Consider the following 21,028-nt stretch of genomic DNA (forward strand, 5'->3'; position numbering starts at 1 on the left):
TGTTATGATTTTTTGATTTTGCAAAGATAAGTTTTAGGAGTAAGTTGGCAAGGGAACGAGAGAACAAGATTACCTTGAAATTCTCGCCCTCTGCAAAACATTCTCCTTTTTCAGAACAATACCTGCATAAACCAGCAGAAGCACAGTTCTGTATCCCAGTCTCAACCATTCCGATTCTATCTCCGGATACATGGCTAAAGCATAAAGCACAGCAGCCAGGCAGAAATATGTCGCAGCCGATTTGAGGTCGTATTTAATAGGGAATTTCTTCTGCCCGATAAAATACGACAAAACCATCATCAGCAGGTTGCATACAAACGAAGCCCATGCGCAAGCCATATAACCATACGACGGTGCAAACAGAATGATGATTGCCACAGTAGCCACACAGCCTGCAGCAGAGAAATATGCTCCCCATTCTGTCTGGTCGATAAGCTTATACCATAATGACAGATTGAAATAAATACCGAAGAAGAACTCTCCGAGCATCACAATCGGAACCACACGCAATCCCGGATAATAATTCTCTCCAACGAAATATTTCAATATGTCGAGATAGAACATTACGCCGAGGAAAATAAACAGAGCGAAGATTATGAAATATTTCATTGCCTCGCTGTATGCCTTCTTGTTGTCGTCGCTCTTGTTTCGGGCAAAGATGAAAGGCTCGTATGCGTAGCGGAATGCCTGAATGAACATTACCATAACAACCGCTATTTTGAAGCAAGCTCCGTATATTCCCAACTGTTCGTTGGCATAATCCTTGTCCTCGAAAAGAAACGGAAACAGAATCTTATCCGCAGTCTGGTTGAATATTCCCGCTATTCCCAGAATCAGGATAGGGAAGGAGTATCTCAATATTTCTTTCAGAAGAGCAGTGTTACAGCGTGACTTGAATGCCGGGAACATATAAGGCAGCAACATCACGAAAGTTGCCAGCGTAGTAACCACATTGGCTACGAACACATATCCCACTCCATAGTCCGGACGGAAAAACCATGATATGCTTTCCGGATGGCTCTCGTAAATTGCAGGACAAGCGATAAGGAAAAAGATATTAAGGGCAATATTGAGGAAAATGTTGAAAAGCCTTATTCCAGCAAAGCGCCATGCAAGCCCTTTATATCTCAGGTATGCGAATGGAATACAGCAGAATGCGTCCACCGCAACAATTCCCGCCATCATCGCTATATATTCCGGATGCTCGCCATAGCCTATGCCGTTACATATCGGCTGCAAGAACAGCATTACCAGAACGAAAAACAGGGCAGAGGTGAATCCCAGTGATGCCAGCACCGTGCTGTAAACCCGCATTGGCTCCTGTTCTTCCTTTTTGTTGATGAAACGGAAGAAACCCGTTTCCATTCCGTACGTAAGTATTACCAGCAGCAGTGCCGTCCATCCGTAGAGGTTTGTCACCACTCCGAAGTCTCCCGTATTTGTAAAGACGCGTGTGTACATCGGCACAAGCATCCAGTTCAGGAAACGGCCCAATATGCTGCTAAGTCCGTAAACGGCTGTCTCTTTGGCGAGACGTTTTATTCCTGATGACATGTTTTGAGTTTTTAAGTTTATAAGTTCAGTTGATGAGTTGACAAGTTGACGAGTTAACAAGTTGACAAGGTTTGTTCCAACGGATTTGCAATCCGTTGGTTCAATCAGGCGGATTTATAATCCGCATTAATAGGTAAGGATTACAAATCCAATGGAACGGAATTCCCCTTCTTGACTTCTTAACTCCTCCCTCAATCAAACAACCCTTTCTCCCAATCTCCCCTCGTCCTTCCAAGATGACTGTATGCAAGCTCAGTCACCTCACGTCCGCGCGGAGTTCGCTTGATGAAACCCTCTTTAATGAGGAAAGGCTCATATACTTCCTCAAGAGTTCCGGGGTCTTCTCCCAGGGCCGTAGCCATAGTGGTAAGTCCCACCGGTCCGCCCTTGAATTTGTCAATCATTATCGACAGCAGTTTGTTGTCAATCTGGTCCAGACCGTAGCGGTCGATATTCAGAGCCTCCAGAGCATAGCAGGCAATAGCCTTGTCTATTGTGCCGTTACCTTTCACCTGGGCAAAATCCCTCACCCTTCGCAGCAATGCGTTGGCGATACGAGGCGTGCCACGGCTTCGTGAAGCAATTTCTTTTGCCGCCTGGGTGTCACATTCCATATTCAGTAACGCTGCGCTTCGCAGGACAATCTTTGTCAGGGTGTCGATATTATAATATTCCAGATGCATATTTATGCCGAAGCGCGCACGCAGAGGACTGGTCAGCAAACCGCTTCGTGTGGTAGCGCCAATCAGCGTGAACGGGGCAAGGTCAATCTGTATGGACCTTGCGCTCGGTCCTTTGTCAATCATAATATCTATTCGATAGTCCTCCATTGCCGAATACAGATACTCTTCCACAATCGGACTTAAGCGGTGAATCTCGTCGATGAACAGCACATCGTTCTTTTCGAGCGAAGTCAGAATACCGGCTAGGTCGCCCGGCTTGTCCAGCACCGGTCCCGAAGTGACCTTGAAACCGACACCAAGCTCATTAGCGATAATGTTGGACAGTGTTGTCTTTCCCAATCCTGGAGGTCCATGCAGCAGAACGTGGTCCAGCGCTTCCTTGCGCATACGTGCTGCCATTACGAACACACGCAGGTTTTCAACCACTTTTGCCTGTCCGCTGAAATCCTCGAACGACAGAGGGCGTAGCGCGTTTTCATATTCGCGCTCGCTTTCCGGCATACGTGTGTCTCTTATATCGAATTCTTCTTCCATTTATCAAATTATCTTTGTTGCTTTTGATTTGCAAAATTAATGAAAGGATAAGTAGAGACAAAATAAAAAAACTTCCGAAACAAATTTGTTTTTCTTCCGTAAGTAATTCAATTTTCTTTCGGAAGAAAATGAAGTTCCATTCGGATGGAAATGGCGGAAATTTTATATGCGTTGTTTCGCAAAAAAAGGTAAGCATCTTTCCCGGAAAAGCTCGTAGTGTTTCTGAAAAAAGATGCCTACCTTTTTTGTGAGACATAGTAGTGTTTTGTTTTTTTATACTGTTTTAATCACCTCATGCAGGGGATTTTTACTTTTGCAAGTTTCACAATTTTACTATATCGTTAATTATCAGTGAAATCATGTGACTTAAGAACGTTTGTTAACATTCGCATATTATACGTTTTGCATCATAACACCGACAACTGCCAAAATCAGTATAAATACCAATAAAAGAACAGTGTTTCCCCAGCGTACAAGAAACGGAGGCATTTCTCCCATTATATTGCGAACCTTTTCACTGCGTAATTCTATCTTGTTTTTTTCTTCCTGTTCCATAGCATAGAAATTTTAATTGCCTAATTCGAGTTGGTTTTTTACAAGGTTGAAATATGCGCCTTTTTTGTTTATCAATTCCGTATGGGTTCCTGTTTCCATAATTCTTCCTTTGTCCATAACCACTATCTGGTCTGCATTGCGCACGGTACTTAATCTGTGTGCCACTATTACAACAGTTTTGCCTTTGTAGAACTCCGACAGGTTTTCCACAATTGCACGCTCGTTGTTTGCGTCAAGTGAATTGGTAGCCTCGTCAAAATACAGGAACAAAGGGTTTTTGTAAACGGCACGGGCAATCAGTACGCGCTGCCTTTGTCCTTGGCTTATCCCTTGTCCGTCAGGACCGATTTTTGTATTGTATTTTAACGGCAACCGTTCTATGAACTCCTCGGCGTTGGCAATTCTCACGGCATTGAGCAACCGTTCTGTATCTATTTCTTCATCATCCACCGCAATGTTGCGTGCTATGGATTCTGAAAAAATATATCCGTCCTGCATCACAGCCCCGCATATACCTCTCCACCAACGCAGGTTGAACCGGCACAAATCTTCTCCACCCACAGTGATACGTCCTGCCACAGGAGTGTAATATCCAAGCAACAATTTTATGAGTGTAGTCTTCCCGCTGCCGCTTGTTCCCACAATAGCAGTTATTTTGCCTTCAGGTATTGTGAGGCATATGTCATCCATTACCTTTGGCGAATGTATCCCTTCATATTGGAATGTCACGTGTTCCAGTTTTATTTCCTTGCCGTCAAGAGATGTTGTAACTCTCTCGTCAGAGTCTTCTTCTTCCCTCGTCCTTATCTCGCTCATCCGTTCAAGGGATATTTGTACATCCTGCCAGTTGTAGATGAATTGCACGAACTGCTCCACAGGAGCGTTCAGTTGCCCTATAATATATTGGATAGCGAGCATCATACCCAATGAAAGGTTTCCGTTTATTACCGAAGTGGCTGCGACTACTGTGATTATGATGTTCTTCACCTCGTTAATCAATATGCTTCCGGCTTCCTGGTTTTGTTGCAGCTTCATCGCCTCAATGTTGGTATAGAACAGGTCGGCTTGCACGTCCTCCCATTCCCATCGTCTGCGCCTTTCGCAATGTTGCAGTTTTATTTCCTGCATTCCGATAAGCATTTGCATTGTTTTGCTTTGGTTGCGCGCGCGTTGTTCAAAATATATATAGTCCAATAAACGTCTGCGCTTCAGGAATAGGAACACCCATGCCCCGTAAAGCATACTTCCCGCAAGGAAAATCAGGAATATTACGATATTGTAATATAGCAGGACCCCACCGAAAACAATAAAGCTGAAAGCCGAAAACATCACGTTCAGTGTCTGAGCCGTCAGGAAACGTTCCACGCGCTCATGGTCGTTTATGCGTTGCAGCAAATCACCTACCATCTTCGTGTCGAAGAATGACATAGGCAGCTTCATTAGTTTTATGAGGAAGTCCGAAAGCAGGGATATGTTCACCCTTGTTGATATATGCAGCAATATCCATCTTCGGATAAAATCCACAGATGCGCGTCCGAGCACCAGCATCAACTGTCCTGCAAGTATCAGATATATGAAGTTAAGGTCTTTTCCGGCAATACCCTTGTCCACAATAGCTTGAGTAAGGAATGGGAATATTATTTGCAGTATGCTTCCCAAAAGCAATCCCAAAAGCAGTTGTACGAAATATTTCCGATATGGTTTTATGTAGCCCCACAGAAATCGTACGGGGTTTTCCATTTTCCCTGAATCTCCGTGTCGTTCATAAAAAGCCGGAGTAGGAGCCAATGCCATTATTATCCCTTTTTCTTCTCCTCTGTTTCTGGTGCTTATCCATGCGTCCCTCATTGTATCTTCATCTATGCGAAGCAGGTTCTTTGCCGGGTCGGCGATGTAGAATATGCGTTCACCGTCACGCCGTGTCTTTACATCATAAAGCACAACGAAATGTTCCTGGTTCCAATGCAGGATACAGGGAAAAGGGCGTTGCTCCACCACCTTTTCCAAAGTCATACGCCCGCATACGGTTCGGAAACCCAAATATTCGGCTGCATCACTCAAGCTCAGCATCGACACGCCTTCACGGGTGACCAGACAAATACGTTGCATCGTCTCCGCACGGTATTCCCGTCCATAGAACTTGGCAATCATCCTTAGGCAGGTTGCGCCGCATTCCATGGAATCGGGTTGGGTGATATGGGGAAAAGATTTCATTGTTTTATTTATAATATAATTATGTATGATAGATAGTTGTTTTCTTAAAATCGGTTTAGTTGTTTTGCTCTTGCTTCCATACCCTGATATTTATTCGGGATAGAATTGAATTTCTTGATTCAAACAACGAACTACATTTTTGTTTTACTATCAATGAAAATGCCGGAATCCATATCTGTGTTGTTCAACCGTTGTTTCATAGAACGTTTTATACTCTTGCCGAAAGGTAATGTATAGGCAATCCGCAAATATGTTAGTCCTTTGAAATTATTCCATGCTTTAGTTTCCCGATAGTAAACTGCACTGCCGGAGACGGTTTCGGAGATATGAGGGTCGTGCATGAATAAAGTAGTCAATGAAAGCGTCAAGCTTTTCTTCTTCCAAGACAAGGTTGCGCTGTAATAATTGTTGTCCTTCTCCAGAAGCATACCATTAAGTCCTTTGTTTTTAAGGATGACCATACCTTCCAATGTAAAGTCCTTATAAGATGCAGACAAACTCATATTGACAAAATGATGCCAATGTTTGTAAATTGAGTGATTTATGGAAGAACTTTGGTAAGCTGCCTCATAATAACAAGCAGCGTTCAGGAAATCGAACGGATTCCAACTGAGATAAATTTGCCCCATTGCTTGCTGAGCGTTGCTAATGTTGTCATATCTTTTTTGGATATATGAACCTTTGTTTTCATAAATCGGGTAATATGGATGGCGGGCATAATCATAATATGCGGCTATCTCCATAAACAACCCGGGTCGGTTATAATTATAAAGCAAATGATTTACGACCTTATAATAAGACTTCAAATTCGGATTTCCTATGCTTAATATAGTTGGTTCTATATAAACCGGGCTATTCGTCAATAAAGATATATTGGGAGAATAAGCCGATAACGACGATCTCAGTTTCAAGGAAGAAACCTTGTTCATTTTATATGTCAGGGAAAGCATAGGTTTCAATATAAAGGAGGACAATCGGGTATCCGTTTGCTGGATATTTTCCTCTGCTCCCATACCTAATGTATAAATCAACTTGCCTTTTCTTCCTGACCAATCCGCATACATATAAATATTATGTGAAAGGTTATGGTTTTGCTTCTCGCCATCTTCGTTCATACGATATTGTTCGTCTAGGGTTTTATAAAAATAACGTATTCCGGCACTCAGCATATTGTCGGATTGGAAACGTTTTTCATATTCGCCTTCCATGATTAGCGAATAGGATTGGTTGTCGAGCCTGGTAACAATATTGTAATTGTCTCCTTTCAATGAACGGTCTGATTTGGAATCATAATACGTATTAACAATATTGAATGAGATTTCTTGTTCATTCTTCATCTGTTTGGAAAAGTACAAATCCAATGAAGGGGATAAATAATGAGTCTTGACAAACAAATGCGATAAGTCTTCTGTAATTGGTTTCCCCGCTTCTATTCCTGATGACAATTGTGGATAATTTTCTGAACCGGGATTAATTGACAAAGTCGCTTTTGAGACGAACAAATAATTATCATTTTTATTCCGTGAATAAGAGGCTTGTATTTTATGATATTGTCCGGTATAATTTCCATTTTGTCCGTTCTTCTCTAAATTATATTCTTTATCTCCATTCAATGTGTATTTATAAGACTGAGAAAAGCGGTTCTTGTCCAGATTGCGATAGTCAATAAAATAGCGGAGCGTGTAATCGTTCTCACCTGAACTATAACGACCTTGCAGAACATCGGTGCCGAATCCTGCCATAAAACTGTTTTCCAAGTTTGCTGTTATGTATCCGCCTTTTTCTTTCGCCTGTCGAGTTGTGACCATTAATACGGATTCATAGCCAGAATGCAAATACTTTACAGGAGGTTCTGGGAAATACTCTGCCTTTTGAATATCCTCTGGACGTAATCCCAACAAATCCAGTTCATTTGCCTTGATGCCATTGCACAATATCAAAATGCTTTGGGCTTTCTTGTTTACCAATTTGTTGGTGGAAGCATCGATTTTTATTTGTGGTATGTTCGTCATCAAATCCAAAGCAGTAGCGGATTTTTCTCTTTCTCGTTTGGAAAAATGTTTGACATTCTTTTCTCCTAAGACTTCCAAGTTATTGGATACGACAACTATTTCTTCTAAAGGATTTATAGCCTCTTTCATTCTCAATGTATCCAAAACTATTGATTCCTTATCCAATATAACTGTTACTTCTTGAGATTCAAAGCCTATCATGGAGGTGACAATCCGGTAACTTCCTTTTACCAAATCCATAAACTTAAATTCCCCGTTCTGATTGCTAACTACACCTTTGTTATAATGTATCATGTCATTTCCGGTATAGAGTAGAATATTGACACCTGATAATAATATTCCAGTTTCATCTGCAACTACTCCTTTTATCATATATTTTTCATTTATATCAAGTCTGTCTTGACTCATCTCTACTTGATTTATTGTAGTAGCGTATAGTCTCGATATAAACAAACTTAAAGAAATAAGCATCCCTATTAAAATAACACGTATATCCATTATAACTGTTTTTATAAGTGAAAAGTAATAATTATCTTTTATTGTGTAAATATTCTTTTTTGAAGTTCTTCTTGTTTGAAATTATAAAAGATAAATTCTTCCATAGATAGTCCCGTATCATCTACCATACAATTAAAATCATCTCCTGCTTTTATCTTATGATTACATGGACCTAAACAAGCTGGATAAAGTTTACATCTCAGACATTTATCTGGGGAACGTTGTATCATATTTTGAGCAATTTCAGACATTTTCCATTGAATATTTCCACTTTCTATATCTAATGTACCTTCTGTATGTTTTTCATCAAAAGCTTCTAATGTAGAACACTTAAAAATTTTACCATCATAGTTGATAAGGACTTCGTTTAATCTTTCAGCAAAACAAATATCTCCCCTTGGTATAGAGTAATAATCTACAATAAAACCTTCATTATAGATAGCTTGTAGTGTATCAAGAATTAATTCCTTTCCTATTGTTTCTATAGGAACTTGCCATACTTTTCTTAATATAATAAAATTTCTTTTTCTATCTAGCTGAGATATATCGTTAAGTATTTCGGATATATTTTTCAATGTTTTATCATCAAAATTTATTCTAATCCATACTCGCGCATTTGGTATATATTCTTGAATTCTATAAATATTTTTGACAATTAATTTATATGTACCTTTATGATTTTTCTTAATAAATCGTATCTGATTATGCTTTGCAGGATCTCCATCTAATGTTATTTGGAACATACATCTAAAATCCTTTAAGAAAATAAGCATAGCTTTAGATATTAATGTAGCATTTGTTGTGAAATCTACCAATAAAGATAACTTCTTAACCTCTGTAAATTCTTTACAAAATATTAAAATTTCCTTAATCGCTTCAAAATTCTTCAGTGGCTCACCACCAAAAAAAGAGATTTTTAGTTCTTTATATGGTTGCAAATCATATTTTTGCACAATATTTTTCTTTATTGCTTCTAAAATCTTTGAGGTTATCATACTACCCTCTTTTTTTGATTCGTAACAATACCAACAATCTAAATTACATTCCAAAGTTGTGTTTATTACTATATTATATTGGTTGGTATCAAATTTTAATTGTGCCCGCTTAAATTCTACAATGGAACATTCATTTATATTGTCATTTATAATAAATTTATGTTTTTCCAACAAATTATAGAAATCAATATCAAATTGTTTAATCTCTTCAGGCTGTTTTGTTTGATATGCACTAAACTTATTCTTATTGACAAAGAGATAAGTATTATTCATAGCATTGTAATATAAATAAATCTTATCTGATAGTTTTATATTTGATATATAACTTCCTTTCTTCATATCTTGTTTTCTTTAAAATTAAGGTACATAGATAAAAAGTGGAAAAAACATATATTACATAATTGCTCTTTTATAGAGAAATATAGCAAAGTTTATCCAATGTATATTACCTATGTACCTTTTTAGTTTTCATTTATTACCTTGTCTATCATATGGTATATATCACCATTGATAAAGTAGATGTATTAATTCAATAACTCATCATTATGTCAACAATGGCAGCCTGTTCCTGTATTTTTAGTACCACAATGGCAGCCTGTACCAGAATTTTCTACTGAATCTTGGTCATTTGCGTTGCCTCCTTTTAATAAAAGCATTTCATTTGTTTCTAATTCTTCAATAATAGAAACAGGCAAAGTCATAAATTCTTGATTTCTTAAATTTCCCATTTTTTGTATTTTTACATATTAAGACTGAAGTTTAACTATCTCCTCACCACTACAACCTCTGTCCATATAACTCATAGTGAGGCAGATATAATTACGCGTATTATATTGTTCAATTCAATTGACCGTTTGGAAAATTATTTCACGATCTTATTTTCCTTACAATTCTGTTATTTTATAAGACTTTTCAACGAACAAAACACCCTACAAATGCCTTTTCCCCATACTCAACCACAATCTCATACACCCCTGTTTCCAAAGCCGACAAATCAATGGTTTCCTGATATATATCCGTATAACTATATTCATAAACGGTATTTCCGGATTTGTCTGTAATAGAAACCCAAGCTGTTGCAGGAGATTCATATAAACAAATGGTCACGAAACCGTCTTCAATATAGCCTGTGATAGGTAATAGGGAACGTTCTACTTTCTTTTGATCAGTGTCTTCCCATTTTATTTGATCCTTATGTTCTCCGGTAGTTTTCCCGAAAATATTTTCACTATAAAAAATTGTTCCTAACAGAAGCAGACTAGATAATAAGAGTTTTCTCATAATTTCTTTCTTTTTATAAATTTATGAAAGCAAAATAAGTGAAGTTGTAACTGGAAAATCTAAGTAGTTATGTGATTTTTTTATTTAATAAAAGCTGTATAATAGCAACTTGTAATCTTTTATTGTTTTTTATATTGAAAAATCTAATTTTTAATGATTAATTTACGATAAAAGGCAACAACAATTCTTCTAATGTTTTGTTTACTGTAGGGAAACATGATTTTTTGATTTTCTGTTTATACGAAGAAACAGTGTCTGCCTGTAATAACAATACATCCGCCACTTTTGATGTTTTTACCCCCATAACAGAAAGTTGGCAAATACGTATTTCCTGTTCCGAAAGTTTCGGGAATGATTTTTTCAATGATTCTGTAAACATTGGATAAATGGAAATGAAAGCATCTTCATATAATTTCCATTCTTTCTTCTCAAACGCCGGAAGAATATCTTTCTTACCTCCATAAAGTTTTTTCAGAAACGAATGACGACGGCATTGCTCCCGATTCAAGGCATTGAATTTCTCCAATAACTGCAAATTCTCCTGTTCAATTTGCTCTTTTGCCTGTATATTCTTCCCGGAATATTGATTAGGCTGTTCCTGCAATTTCCGTATAGAAGCCTCGTTTTCACGGATAGTTTCGGTTAATTTCTTAATTTCCCGTTGGTAATATTGTTTTTTGTACTGCTGCCGATAAGCCAGACCTACAAAAAAGGCTGTCAATCCCATTAAACCTAAAATGATAAAATTTTTTGTGCGAAGCAGTGATTTATGTTCCCTTGTAATTTCTTTTGTTTCTTGCTTTTGCTGCAAACGGACAACATCTTCCGTTTGTTTGGAGCGGTCAAGGCTATCCGCCAGTTCTTCATATTTTTTCTGGTATGCATACGCCTTTCCCGGATTTCCTTCTTTTTGAGCCAATTCTGCCAAATAAGAATTAGCTAAACACAAAGTTGGCAGGTAAGAAGCCTCCAAGGCTTGCTCCAGATAAAACCGGGCAGAATCCAGACGGTTCATTTGGAGATACAGATTGCCGATATTATTATAAATAGCATAAGGTTTTTCAGTTGAACATTTTATTCCTGAATATAAATGGAATAGGGCTTGTTCATAGTCCCCCTTTGTGTAGTACATATATCCTAACCGATGATGAATTCCTTCCATAATATCCCTGTTGCCGATTAACTTTGCCAAAGAAAGGGCTTGCTTGTATATAATAATTGCGCTGTCAGCCTGATAATTCGCCATATAAGTTTCCCCTATCTTTTTCAAGGTATTTGCTATTTTCAGCGTATCCCGGGCTTGTTGATAATAACCATAGGCTTCACGGTAATAAGCCTGTGCTTCCGGATATAGATAATTATGCCAATTGACATTACCTAAAAAGTTTGCAATTCTGCCTCTTAATGAAAAATCTGTTGAATTTGCAGTCAGTTCCTTTGCTTTTAGAAAGTCTTCCGTAGCCATAGCCCATTCTTCCCAGTCGCTGTGTATTCTCCCGGTCAGATACCAAGCCTTTGCGAGCCTTGTCATATCATTGCTTTTCTCGAAGAAAGTTCTCGCTTCGGCAATAAGGCTGTCGGTGGTATGTTCTTTGTATAATTTGTCAGCAGCTTCCGTTTTTATGTTTATGAAGAGAGCACGGTCTGCTTCCGTCATCATTTCTGAGTTTATCGAGTCGAGCGTGCAGAAAACGCTGTCCGGGGCTTCGCCTACTTTTGATTCAAGCCGCAGAAGTTCCTCGCTGTAATGCGGTGTGTCATTACAGGCTGAAAGAGTTATTATCAGCAGAATAAAGTTAAGTATGTATTTCACCATTTGTCTAAAGTCTATAATTTGAGTTTCGCAAGAAAAAATCCGTTTCCCTGTGTTTTGCAGGTTATATGTATGGCGAAGATAGTGAAATTCTGCCGAAATTCTATTTCAACTTAATAACATCTTTCTTGTAGTTTACAACTTTTCCTAATTTGATTTTTTTATAGTTGTTCTTGCGGCTAATGATGGTTTGTAAACAGCTGTAATTTTTACCGTGACAGAAATTCATGGTTTGCCCTATGTCATAGTGGCGTATTAGTTGAATACATTTTTTCAAGCGAATAACACGTGCCGTCATACACTTTTTCAAACGAATCGTATTTTGGTGTCGGTCTGAATTTTGGCTGAAGGCCTTTAATTTTACAGCGTAGGGCAACGCCCTACGTTTTTGACCGTCACATACTTATGCGCCCTGAAAGGGCATAACTTCCCTCAGTTCCGCCCCTTCAGGGCTTATTATAGGGTATACACATTGAAACACAGGGCGTTGCCCTGTGCTATATAATTTAAGGCCTTCAGCCAAAAAATGTTCGTGGTGGTCTGAAAATTATTGTTTAATTTCAAATTGTAAGCTTTCTAAATACAATATTTAGTTTTGCAACACCCTCTGAAAAAAATTATATTTGCATTGCGAACGAATAGATTGATAATGGAAATATTTTGGAATTATCAAATCATTATAAATAGAATATGGGAACATATACTTGTCAACGCCCTATACATCCGGGCGAGCTTCTTAAAGAAGAGATAGAAAGCCGTAAGTTGGTACAGACCAAGCTTGCCGCACAGATGGGTGTTTCATATAAAATGGTGAATGATATATTAAATTGCCACCGTCCTTTGACAACTCAAACAGCATTGTTGTTTGAAGCTACTTTAGGAATTAGCGCGAGATTGTTGATGAGGATGCAGTTGGATTGTAATATGCAGCAGACGCAAAGTGACAAATCATTTATGGAACGTCTTAACGAGATACGCAAGTATGCCGCTTTGTTGTAATTTATCATCCTAAAAGCTTAATGCTTAATATTTATTCTTATCTTTATAGCCAAACAACCACCAAAACAATTTGGCTATGGAAAATCTACTGCATTATATTTGGAAATACCGCCTTTATACGGCAACATCACTTACCACTGTTGACGGCTTGCCTTTGGAGATAATAGACCCCGGAGTGCAGAACACAGATTCCGGTCCGGACTTTTTCAATGCTAAAATTATGATTGACGGGACATTGTGGGCAGGCAGCGTTGAAATCCACCTTAAGGCTTCCGATTGGAAAGCCCATAACCATCATGCCGACAAGGCTTATGATGTGGTGATACTGCATGTTGTGGGCGAAAGCGATTGCGTTGTGAGGAGAACCAACGGAGAGGTTATCCCTCAATTCCGCCTTGTGGTGGACGAGTCGTTGCGCCGCAATATGGATTGGCTTCTTGGTCGTGATGTGCCTGTGCCTTGCCTTTATCGTTTGAGAGAAATAGAACCGCTTCACCGCACAATGTGGCTCGACGCGTTGCTGAGTGAAAGGCTGGAGAGAAAGACCGATGATATTTGCCGCTGGCTGGATATTTGCAGCGGCGACTGGAACGAGGCGTTTTATATAGCATTGTGCCGTAATTTCGGTTTCGGGGTGAACAGCGACGCATTCGAGAGACTGGCAAGGAGTCTGCCTTTCCGTTTCATAAGGAAACAGAGGGCAAGCGGCACGCAAGTCGAGGCTATGTTTTTCGGACAGGCGGGACTGCTGGAAGCCGATGAAGACGACCATTACTACAGGCTTCTTCAGCGTGAATATAAATTCCTTGCCCACAAATTTTCCCTGAAGCCGTTGGACGCTACATTGTTCCGCTCCTTGAGAATGCGCCCCGGCACTACTCCACATCTTAAGTTGGCACAGCTCGCAATGCTGTGGGTGCGCTATGATACATTGTTCTCGGCATTGCTCGAAGTCAAGACACCGGGTGAGATAAAACAGTTTTTCCGCGTGTCGCCTTCGGAATATTGGAAGACTCATTTTCGTTTCGGGGTTGTTTCGCCGGAGAAGGATAAGCCGCTCGGTGAGGCTGCGTTGGGAATAATACTGATAAACACGGTTGTCCCCATGTTTTTCGCTTATTCCAAGAAACGCTCCATGCCTGAATATGCCGGCCGTGCATTGCGTTTGTTGGAAACTATTCCTGCCGAGGACAACAGCATCGTTTCTACTTTTCGCCGTGGAGGACTAGTTGCACGGCATGCGGGCGACTCACAATCTCTCATACAATTGAAACGCGAATATTGCGAGAAGAAAAAATGCCTGTTCTGCCGCTTTGGCTTCCAGCTGTTAAAAAAGGGAAACACAAAGGGGTAGTTCGGACGGAAATTCCTATTTTTGCGTCACTTTATCAATGTTATATTAAATGAAGAACAAGCAAAAGACAAGGATTCTGTTTCTGGCGGCATTGCTGTCGGTGATATTATATTCGTGTGCCAACATCGGTTCGCCCAATGGCGGGCCATATGACGAACAGCCTCCGAAATTCATCGGAAGTGTGCCTGCTCCTAATGCTGTAAATTATAAAGGGAAAACTGTCGATATATTCTTCGATGAACTTATACAGATAGAAAGTCCGTCGCAGAATGTTATTATAACTCCTCCTCAGAAGGAATTGCCGATAATCAGGGCATCGGGGAAAAAAGCGCATATCGAACTTTTGGATACTTTGCTGGAAAATACTACTTATACGATAGATTTCGGCAGTTATCTTACTGACAATAATGAGAAGAATCCTTTGGAAAACTTTTCGTTTGCATTCTCTACAGGGGATGTGCTGGATTCTCTTGAAGTTTCCGGTTTCCTGCTAAATGCGGAGAATATGGAACCTATGCTGGGAATAACTATCGGTGTGCATTCCGACCTTGCCGATTCTGCCTTTGTGAAGAAACGTTTCGTACGTACGAGCCGAACCAACGATCGTGGGCGTTTCGTAATCCGTAATCTTGCGCCGGGAACTTATCGCATCTATGCCCTTAATGACGTAAACAGGGATTACCGCTTTGACCAGCCGGGTGAGGACATCGCCTTTACCGACTCGCTGATTGTGCCTTCGTTTGAGTTTGCTTCGCGTCGTGACACATTGTGGAAAGACTCCGTTACTATTGATACTATAAAGACTATCGGTTATACACGCTTTATGCCGGACAATATCGAGCTTCGCCTTTTCAAGGAGAAATTCGAACGTCAGTATATTAGCAAGCCGAAGTGGGAGGACGAGCGTTTCTTTACTCTTGCTTTCAATGCTCCGCTGGACACATTGCCTGTGCCACGTCCGCTAAATTTCGAGCCGGCTATGGACAAATGGTATGTTGCACAGCCGTCAGACGGGAATAAGTCTGTAAACATCTGGCTTATCGACTCAACTGTGTATAAGCGGGATTCTCTTTCTTTTGAACTTACTTATCCTAAGAGTGATTCGCTGAATATTCTCCGTCCGCAAACCGATACTTTCGACCTTGCAATCCGCCGCCGTCCTGCTCCTAAAAAGAAGAAACTTAAGGAAGGCGAAACAGAACCTATCGAGTTTATCGGCCTTAATATCGACGCACCTTCGTCAATGGACATATTCGACACGGTTACTGTTGACCTCGACGCTCCTGTCCTCGACCTTAAGAAAGAGCATTTCTATCTCGACATGATGGTGGATTCTGTGTGGCAACCTGTAGATTTCGACTTTTATCAGGATTCTGCTAATATCCTAAGATATTATATCAGCCGCAAATGGAAATATGGCGAGGAATATCATATAGAGGTGGATTCTGCTTCGATTTATAATGTGTATGGCAAGTTCAACAATGGCTTCAAAACAGAGTTCAAGATAAAGACAGAGGACAGTTACGGTCATTTGTTCATCAATATCATAGGAGCTGACACTACGGCTTACGTTGAACTTCTCAACAGCAGCGACCAGCCAGTGCGCCATTCGAGGGTTAAAAACGGAGGCGCGTTGTTTATGGACTTGAAGCCGGACAAGTATTTCGCCCGCCTTGTTGTCGATTCTAACGGCAACGATAAGTGGGATACCGGAAATTATGCCGAGAAGCGCCAGCCGGAGAAGGTGTATTATTCTCCCAAGATTTACACGATAATGCAGAACTTCGAGGTTGAGGAAACATGGGATATCAACGCTGCTCCTGCCGACAAGCAGAAACCGCTCGACATCACCAAGAACAAACCTAAGGAACTTACAAAGAAGAAACGAAACTATAAAGATGAAGGCAAGGCTCAGAAAAGCTCCAACAGCAGCGGCATTCCGGGAATGTCGGGACTTGGTTTTTAAGCTGTTTGTCATAATGGCTGCGTTTGTGTTGTTTTATGACGTGAAAGCACAAGCGCCGGTTCCTTCCTACAAGTTTGTTGAAGGCGAGTCAATAGAAATGCAGCTTTATTTCAAATGGGGCTTGCTGATGCCTAAGGCTGGCGTGGCTCGCCTGTCCGTATCAACAGATAAATATAAAGGTGAAGATGTATGGAAATATTCTCTGGATTTTCACACACAGGGAATATTCGAGAAAGTGTTTCCTATGCGCGACACTCTATATTCCTGCTTTTCCAAGTCGTCGCTCCGCCTGCTTTATTCGGAAAAGAGGAGTGATGAGGGGAAATATTATTCGGTTGACAAACTTGCTTTCTCTTATGACGGAGATAAAACCTCGGCAAAATCATTGCGCTATACACCTAAGGCTGTGAAGGTAGATACAGTTCTCACTGCCGACAAGGGTTTGCTTCTGGATATGCTTTCTGCCACTATGTTCCTTCGTTCCATAGATTGGAACAATCTTTCATTTGACGAGGCTATTCCTTTTCAGATAGCTATCGGTCGTGATGTTGTCAAATCAGCTTTTCGATATTCCGGACAGCAAATCGTGGAATATTCCGGCGTGAAATATGCTACCCGCCATTTCTATATAGATGTCTACGATGAGGCGTTCACCCAAAGCCGTGCGGCAGGTGAGGTGTGGATTAGCGACGACGAACGCCATTATCCCGTAAAGGTGAGGGCGAAGCTGAATATTGGGGCTGCAGAAGCCTATTGTATAGGTTTGTAGTGCGCATTACTTTTTTCCTGTCGCCAATTTTCTATATCTTTGCCTTTAAATATCAGAAAAACATCTTTAAACTAATCATGAAACGAAATTACAGAAAAGCAGCACTTCTGCTTGCGGGTTTCACGTTTGCCTTTACCACATGGGCACAGGAAATCTCGCTTAAAACAAAAGACACACAAATCAAAGTTGACGAACAGGGTAATTATTCTTCTATCCAGGTTTGCGGAAAAGAAATCCTTCAGGAAAAAGATTATCCGGTGATAACTGCCGGAACAGGAGGAAAGCTGGTGAAACCTGTATCTTTGAAGAAAAGCGGCAACCAGCTCAAGCTGACTATGGAAGATGGCGGAAAAATTACGCTCCGCTATCGTGAGAGTGATGCCTGCGTAAGACTTGAGGCTGTCTCTGTGCCTCAGCAGTATGATATCATCCTGTTCGGTCCTATGGGAGTTACAATCAATGAAGTTGTAGGTGATGTAATCGGCGTGGCTCAGGGAAACAACGTCGCATTTGGCGTACAGGCGCTGAATATGAAAACAACGGCTGGTATTCCACAGGAATATGCTGAAGCCGTGCAGAATGCTTTTTCTTATAAGGGCGAACCGGCAACTCTTTCTGTAAGCACTGTGCCAGGTTTCCAACAAGCCGCTACCAAAACAGGAGACGGAGCGGTTTATCAGTTTGCGGCTCGCCGTCGCGACCGTGAGGAATATCGTCCGGTTCAGCGTATAGAAAAATCTCTGACATTGCCGGTGAAAGGCGAGGACGGACCAATCCGTGGCGCGGCAGTTGCCTTGTTCGGTTCTCAGCAGTCCGAAGCATTGCAGCGTATCGGTGAAATTGAGGTTGCCGAAGGTCTTCCGCATCCGATGCTGAAAGGCGAATGGGGAAAGACATCGCGTGAGGCAATGAAATCGTATCTTATCTCTGATTTCTCGGAAAAGAATTTCGATGTAATATTGGAAAAGGCTAAGATTGCCGGCTTTGATTATGTATATCACGAAGGTCCGTTTGAGGATTGGGGACACTTCAACTGGAGCGAATCTTTTGTGACCGGTGGCGATGCTGGAGTGAAGGCTTTGGTTGATAAGGCTGCTGCCGTAGGTATTGGTGTCGGTGTGCATACTTTGAGCAACTTCACTACTACCAATGACGCATACGTTACTCCTGTGCCGTCAAAGCATTTGTTGAAGCAAGGAGCATTGAGCCTTCTATCTCCGCTCGACAAAGAGCAGACAGAAATTCGAATCAAGAAGTCTGATTTGTTTGCGATGCCTATGACGCTTAACGGATTGCAGATTGATGACGAACTTATCTCATACGGCAAAGTGGAGGAAGAAGGAGATGTGATGGTACTTAAAAACTGCAAGCGCGGAGCGTTCGGTACAACTCCTGCCGCTCACGAACAGAACACACCTCTTTATAAATTGTGGGATTATCCGTACAAGACATTCTTCCCGGATTTGGAATTGCAGGATGCTTATGCCGACCGCCTTGCTGAGATAATGAACAAAACAGGTTTGTGCCAGATTTCATTCGATGGCCTGGAAGGCTGCTCATATACCGGACATGATGATTATGCTATGGCTCGTTTCGTCGAGAGAATGTTCCGCCAGGTGAATCATCCTTTGCGTAACGACGCAAGCCGCCTGACTCATTACTTGTGGCATATCCACAGCTACACAAACTGGGGTGAACCTTGGGGCGAGGCAATGCGTACCGGACAGGTGGAAAGCCGTATAAAGAACCAGGCTTTCTATCACCGCAATCTTTTCCCTCGTATGCTCGGCTGGTTCCTTATCCGTTTGGCAGACCGCAAGCAGGAATGTACTTCTCTTGAGGACCTTGAATGGGCAATGTCTGAAGCGGCAGGTTTCGACGCAGGTTATGCCATGACTATACGCAGCAATACTTTCCGTCGCCACGGACAGATAGACAAACTTCTGGAAGCTATCCATAATTGGGATTATTTGCGCGAAAAACAGGCTTTCACTGCCGAGCAACGCGAACGCCTTCGCGACCCAAAGACCGAATGGCATTTGGAAAAGAAATCCGAAACAGATTTCCTTCTTTATCCGCTTAATATATCAAAGACATATACTTGCAACCTTGGCGAGATGCAGCCGGGACAGCCTGGCGGTGCCGACTGGGCTTGGGAAACTCCATACGGCGGCGGTTATGCGATACGCCTCAGAGTTGATGGTGACGGAACAATAAAGAATCCGAAGTTTACAACTCCTGACGGCGTGATTATGTTCCCTTGCGAAATCAGCGACCGACAGTATCTGCTTTATACTTTCGACGGTAAAGCCGTTGTTACCGACAAGAATTATAATGTATTGGAAGAAGTGCAACCCGAAGGCGAAGCCCGTATTCCTGAAGGTTCTTCTGCTGTATCATTCTCTTGCGAGTTGGTGAGCGAGGATGCTCCGGATGTGTTGATAAGGCATATTACAAGGGGAGAGGCAGAAAGGATAGTTGTTAAGTAGATAATTGCAAAATATTAGCTATAAGCTTTAGATTTTAAATCTTAGGGTATTTCCCCAAGATTTTGAATTTTGATTAATCAGTTCTGGATGGGCGATACTATCGTATGTAAGTGTCGCTCCTTCAGAGCTTTTTTTATCTCATCTGAAAGAGGGTGTTGCAAAACTAAATATTGAATTTAGAAAACTTACAATTTGAAATTTATCAATAAGTTTCAGACAATCACGAACATCTTTTGGCTGAAGGCCTTAAATTATATAGCACAGGGCAACGCCCTGTGTTTCAGAGGTTATACCCTATAATAAGCCCTGAAAGGGCGGAACTGAGTGAAGTTATGCCCTTTCAGGGCGTATAAGTATGTGACGGTCAAAAACGTAGGGCGTTGCCCTACGCTGTAAAATTTAAGGCCTTCAGCCAAAATTTAGATAGAAATATACTTTCGATATAAATTAATATTGAACTGTTCCTTATTTATAGGTTTCAATCTGAAACTTTTTAAAATATCGGTTTGAGTTTTGCAACTCCTTCCTAAAAGAGTATCGCCCTTTTAGAACTTATTTGGTTGTAGATGTTTTGAATGTTAAACATTTACAATCTCCTCAAACGGCAACTGGACATCTTTCCTATATCCCGAGCCGCTCATAATCGCAACAACCTCACCATTCTCATTTGTTACCTTCACTTCGCACAGGGAAAGGCGTTTCTTGTTGAGAGTTTCAGTTGCTTCAGCATAAAGATACCCTTTGCTTTCCGCTTTCAGGAACTGGATATTTGAGGTCACAGATAAAGTAAGTTTTGCATGGCTGTTAGTTGCCGCCGCAAAAGCAAGGTCGGCAAGAGTGAATATTGCGCCACCTTGGCAAACACCTCCGCCATTAAGATGTTCAGGTGTAATCATCATACGCGCTTTGGCGTATCCGCTTCTTGTTTTCAATAATTCAACGCCGGCATTTACGGCGAAGCGGTCGTTCTGTAGAAATTCTGAAATTGTCATATTGTATTTGATGAGTTAACAAGTTGGCAAGGTGAGTGACAACTATTTTTTAATTTAAATAACGTGAGTTCGACGAATCTGATCTATCAATCAAGGCTGAAAGCCTTGTCAAATCAGGCATTTGCCTGATTTGTATAGCCCAGGGCGTGAGCCCTGGGTAAATGTAACCACCATCCGTTCTAAGCTCTGAAAGAGCGACTCTCTATTAACGACAAAAACATAACAGAACATTGTGTCGCCCCTTCAGGGCTTTGTTTTATTATATGTCTGTGACCCAGGGCTCACGCCCTGGGCTATAAAAAGGCTTTCAGCCTTAATTA

15 protein-coding genes are annotated in these 21,028 nt (G+C 41.0%); 5 read left to right on the forward strand and 10 right to left on the reverse strand.

What is annotated here, in order from left to right; genetic code table 11:
- Positions 1 to 69: 69 nt before the first annotated feature.
- From ACYIAR_RS10265 to ACYIAR_RS10305, 9 genes are all read right to left on the reverse strand, one after another.
- Entirely contained in the window at positions 70 to 1,554 is a 1,485-nt protein-coding gene (locus ACYIAR_RS10265) for a lipopolysaccharide biosynthesis protein (RefSeq protein WP_480329438.1), read from the reverse strand.
- 191 nt (positions 1,555 to 1,745) lie between these two features.
- Positions 1,746 to 2,771 carry a Holliday junction branch migration DNA helicase RuvB gene (gene ruvB / locus ACYIAR_RS10270; protein WP_480329440.1) on the reverse strand — a complete coding sequence of 342 codons (1,026 nt, stop codon included), beginning with the start codon at positions 2,769 to 2,771 and terminating at the stop codon, positions 1,746 to 1,748.
- Between the two features lie 393 nt (positions 2,772 to 3,164).
- A complete protein-coding gene (locus ACYIAR_RS10275) occupies positions 3,165 to 3,326 on the reverse strand; it encodes a hypothetical protein (RefSeq protein WP_480329442.1) in 162 nt (53 codons plus the stop codon).
- A 12-nt stretch (positions 3,327 to 3,338) separates the two neighbouring features.
- A complete protein-coding gene (locus tag ACYIAR_RS10280) occupies positions 3,339 to 5,540 on the reverse strand; it encodes a peptidase domain-containing ABC transporter (RefSeq protein WP_480329444.1) in 2,202 nt (733 codons plus the stop codon).
- A gap of 131 nt (positions 5,541 to 5,671) precedes the next feature.
- The gene (locus ACYIAR_RS10285) at positions 5,672 to 7,960 is read right to left on the reverse strand and encodes an outer membrane beta-barrel protein (RefSeq protein WP_480329446.1); all 2,289 of its coding nucleotides are present in this window, start codon (positions 7,958 to 7,960) and stop codon (positions 5,672 to 5,674) included.
- 128 nt (positions 7,961 to 8,088) lie between these two features.
- Complete coding sequence (locus tag ACYIAR_RS10290) at positions 8,089 to 9,384, reverse strand: radical SAM protein (RefSeq protein ID WP_480329448.1); 1,296 nt, start codon at positions 9,382 to 9,384, stop codon at positions 8,089 to 8,091.
- Positions 9,385 to 9,593: 209 nt separating this feature from the next.
- On the reverse strand, positions 9,594 to 9,773 hold the full coding sequence (locus tag ACYIAR_RS10295) for a hypothetical protein (protein WP_480329450.1): 180 nt from the start codon (positions 9,771 to 9,773) through the stop codon (positions 9,594 to 9,596).
- 184 nt (positions 9,774 to 9,957) lie between these two features.
- A complete protein-coding gene (locus tag ACYIAR_RS10300) occupies positions 9,958 to 10,326 on the reverse strand; it encodes a DUF3244 domain-containing protein (protein WP_480329452.1) in 369 nt (122 codons plus the stop codon).
- 157 nt (positions 10,327 to 10,483) lie between these two features.
- On the reverse strand, positions 10,484 to 12,142 hold the full coding sequence (locus ACYIAR_RS10305; RefSeq protein ID WP_480329454.1) for a hypothetical protein: 1,659 nt from the start codon (positions 12,140 to 12,142) through the stop codon (positions 10,484 to 10,486).
- Positions 12,143 to 12,829: 687 nt separating this feature from the next.
- On the opposite strand from ACYIAR_RS10305, the gene ACYIAR_RS10310 reads away from it, so the two are divergent.
- The 5 genes from ACYIAR_RS10310 to ACYIAR_RS10330 all read left to right on the forward strand — a co-directional run bounded on the left by ACYIAR_RS10310 (position 12,830) and on the right by ACYIAR_RS10330 (position 19,716).
- Positions 12,830 to 13,138, forward strand: a complete 309-nt coding sequence (locus ACYIAR_RS10310; protein ID WP_480329456.1) for a HigA family addiction module antitoxin — start codon at positions 12,830 to 12,832, stop codon at positions 13,136 to 13,138.
- Between the two features lie 76 nt (positions 13,139 to 13,214).
- Positions 13,215 to 14,492 carry a DUF2851 family protein gene (locus ACYIAR_RS10315; RefSeq protein WP_480329458.1) on the forward strand — a complete coding sequence of 426 codons (1,278 nt, stop codon included), beginning with the start codon at positions 13,215 to 13,217 and terminating at the stop codon, positions 14,490 to 14,492.
- Positions 14,493 to 14,541: 49 nt separating this feature from the next.
- Positions 14,542 to 16,458 (forward strand): Ig-like domain-containing protein, encoded by a 1,917-nt coding sequence (locus ACYIAR_RS10320; protein WP_480329460.1) that lies wholly within the window; start codon positions 14,542 to 14,544, stop codon positions 16,456 to 16,458.
- Between the two features lie 13 nt (positions 16,459 to 16,471).
- Positions 16,472 to 17,227 carry a DUF3108 domain-containing protein gene (locus tag ACYIAR_RS10325; RefSeq protein WP_480329462.1) on the forward strand — a complete coding sequence of 252 codons (756 nt, stop codon included), beginning with the start codon at positions 16,472 to 16,474 and terminating at the stop codon, positions 17,225 to 17,227.
- Positions 17,228 to 17,304: 77 nt separating this feature from the next.
- Entirely contained in the window at positions 17,305 to 19,716 is a 2,412-nt protein-coding gene (locus ACYIAR_RS10330; RefSeq protein ID WP_480329464.1) for a hypothetical protein, read from the forward strand.
- Between the two features lie 578 nt (positions 19,717 to 20,294).
- Here ACYIAR_RS10330 and ACYIAR_RS10335 read toward each other — a convergent pair.
- Positions 20,295 to 20,708, reverse strand: a complete 414-nt coding sequence (locus tag ACYIAR_RS10335) for a PaaI family thioesterase (RefSeq protein ID WP_480329466.1) — start codon at positions 20,706 to 20,708, stop codon at positions 20,295 to 20,297.
- Positions 20,709 to 21,028: the final 320 nt, after the last annotated feature.

It is taken from the genome of Parabacteroides sp. KHUB-01, assembly GCF_056640935.1.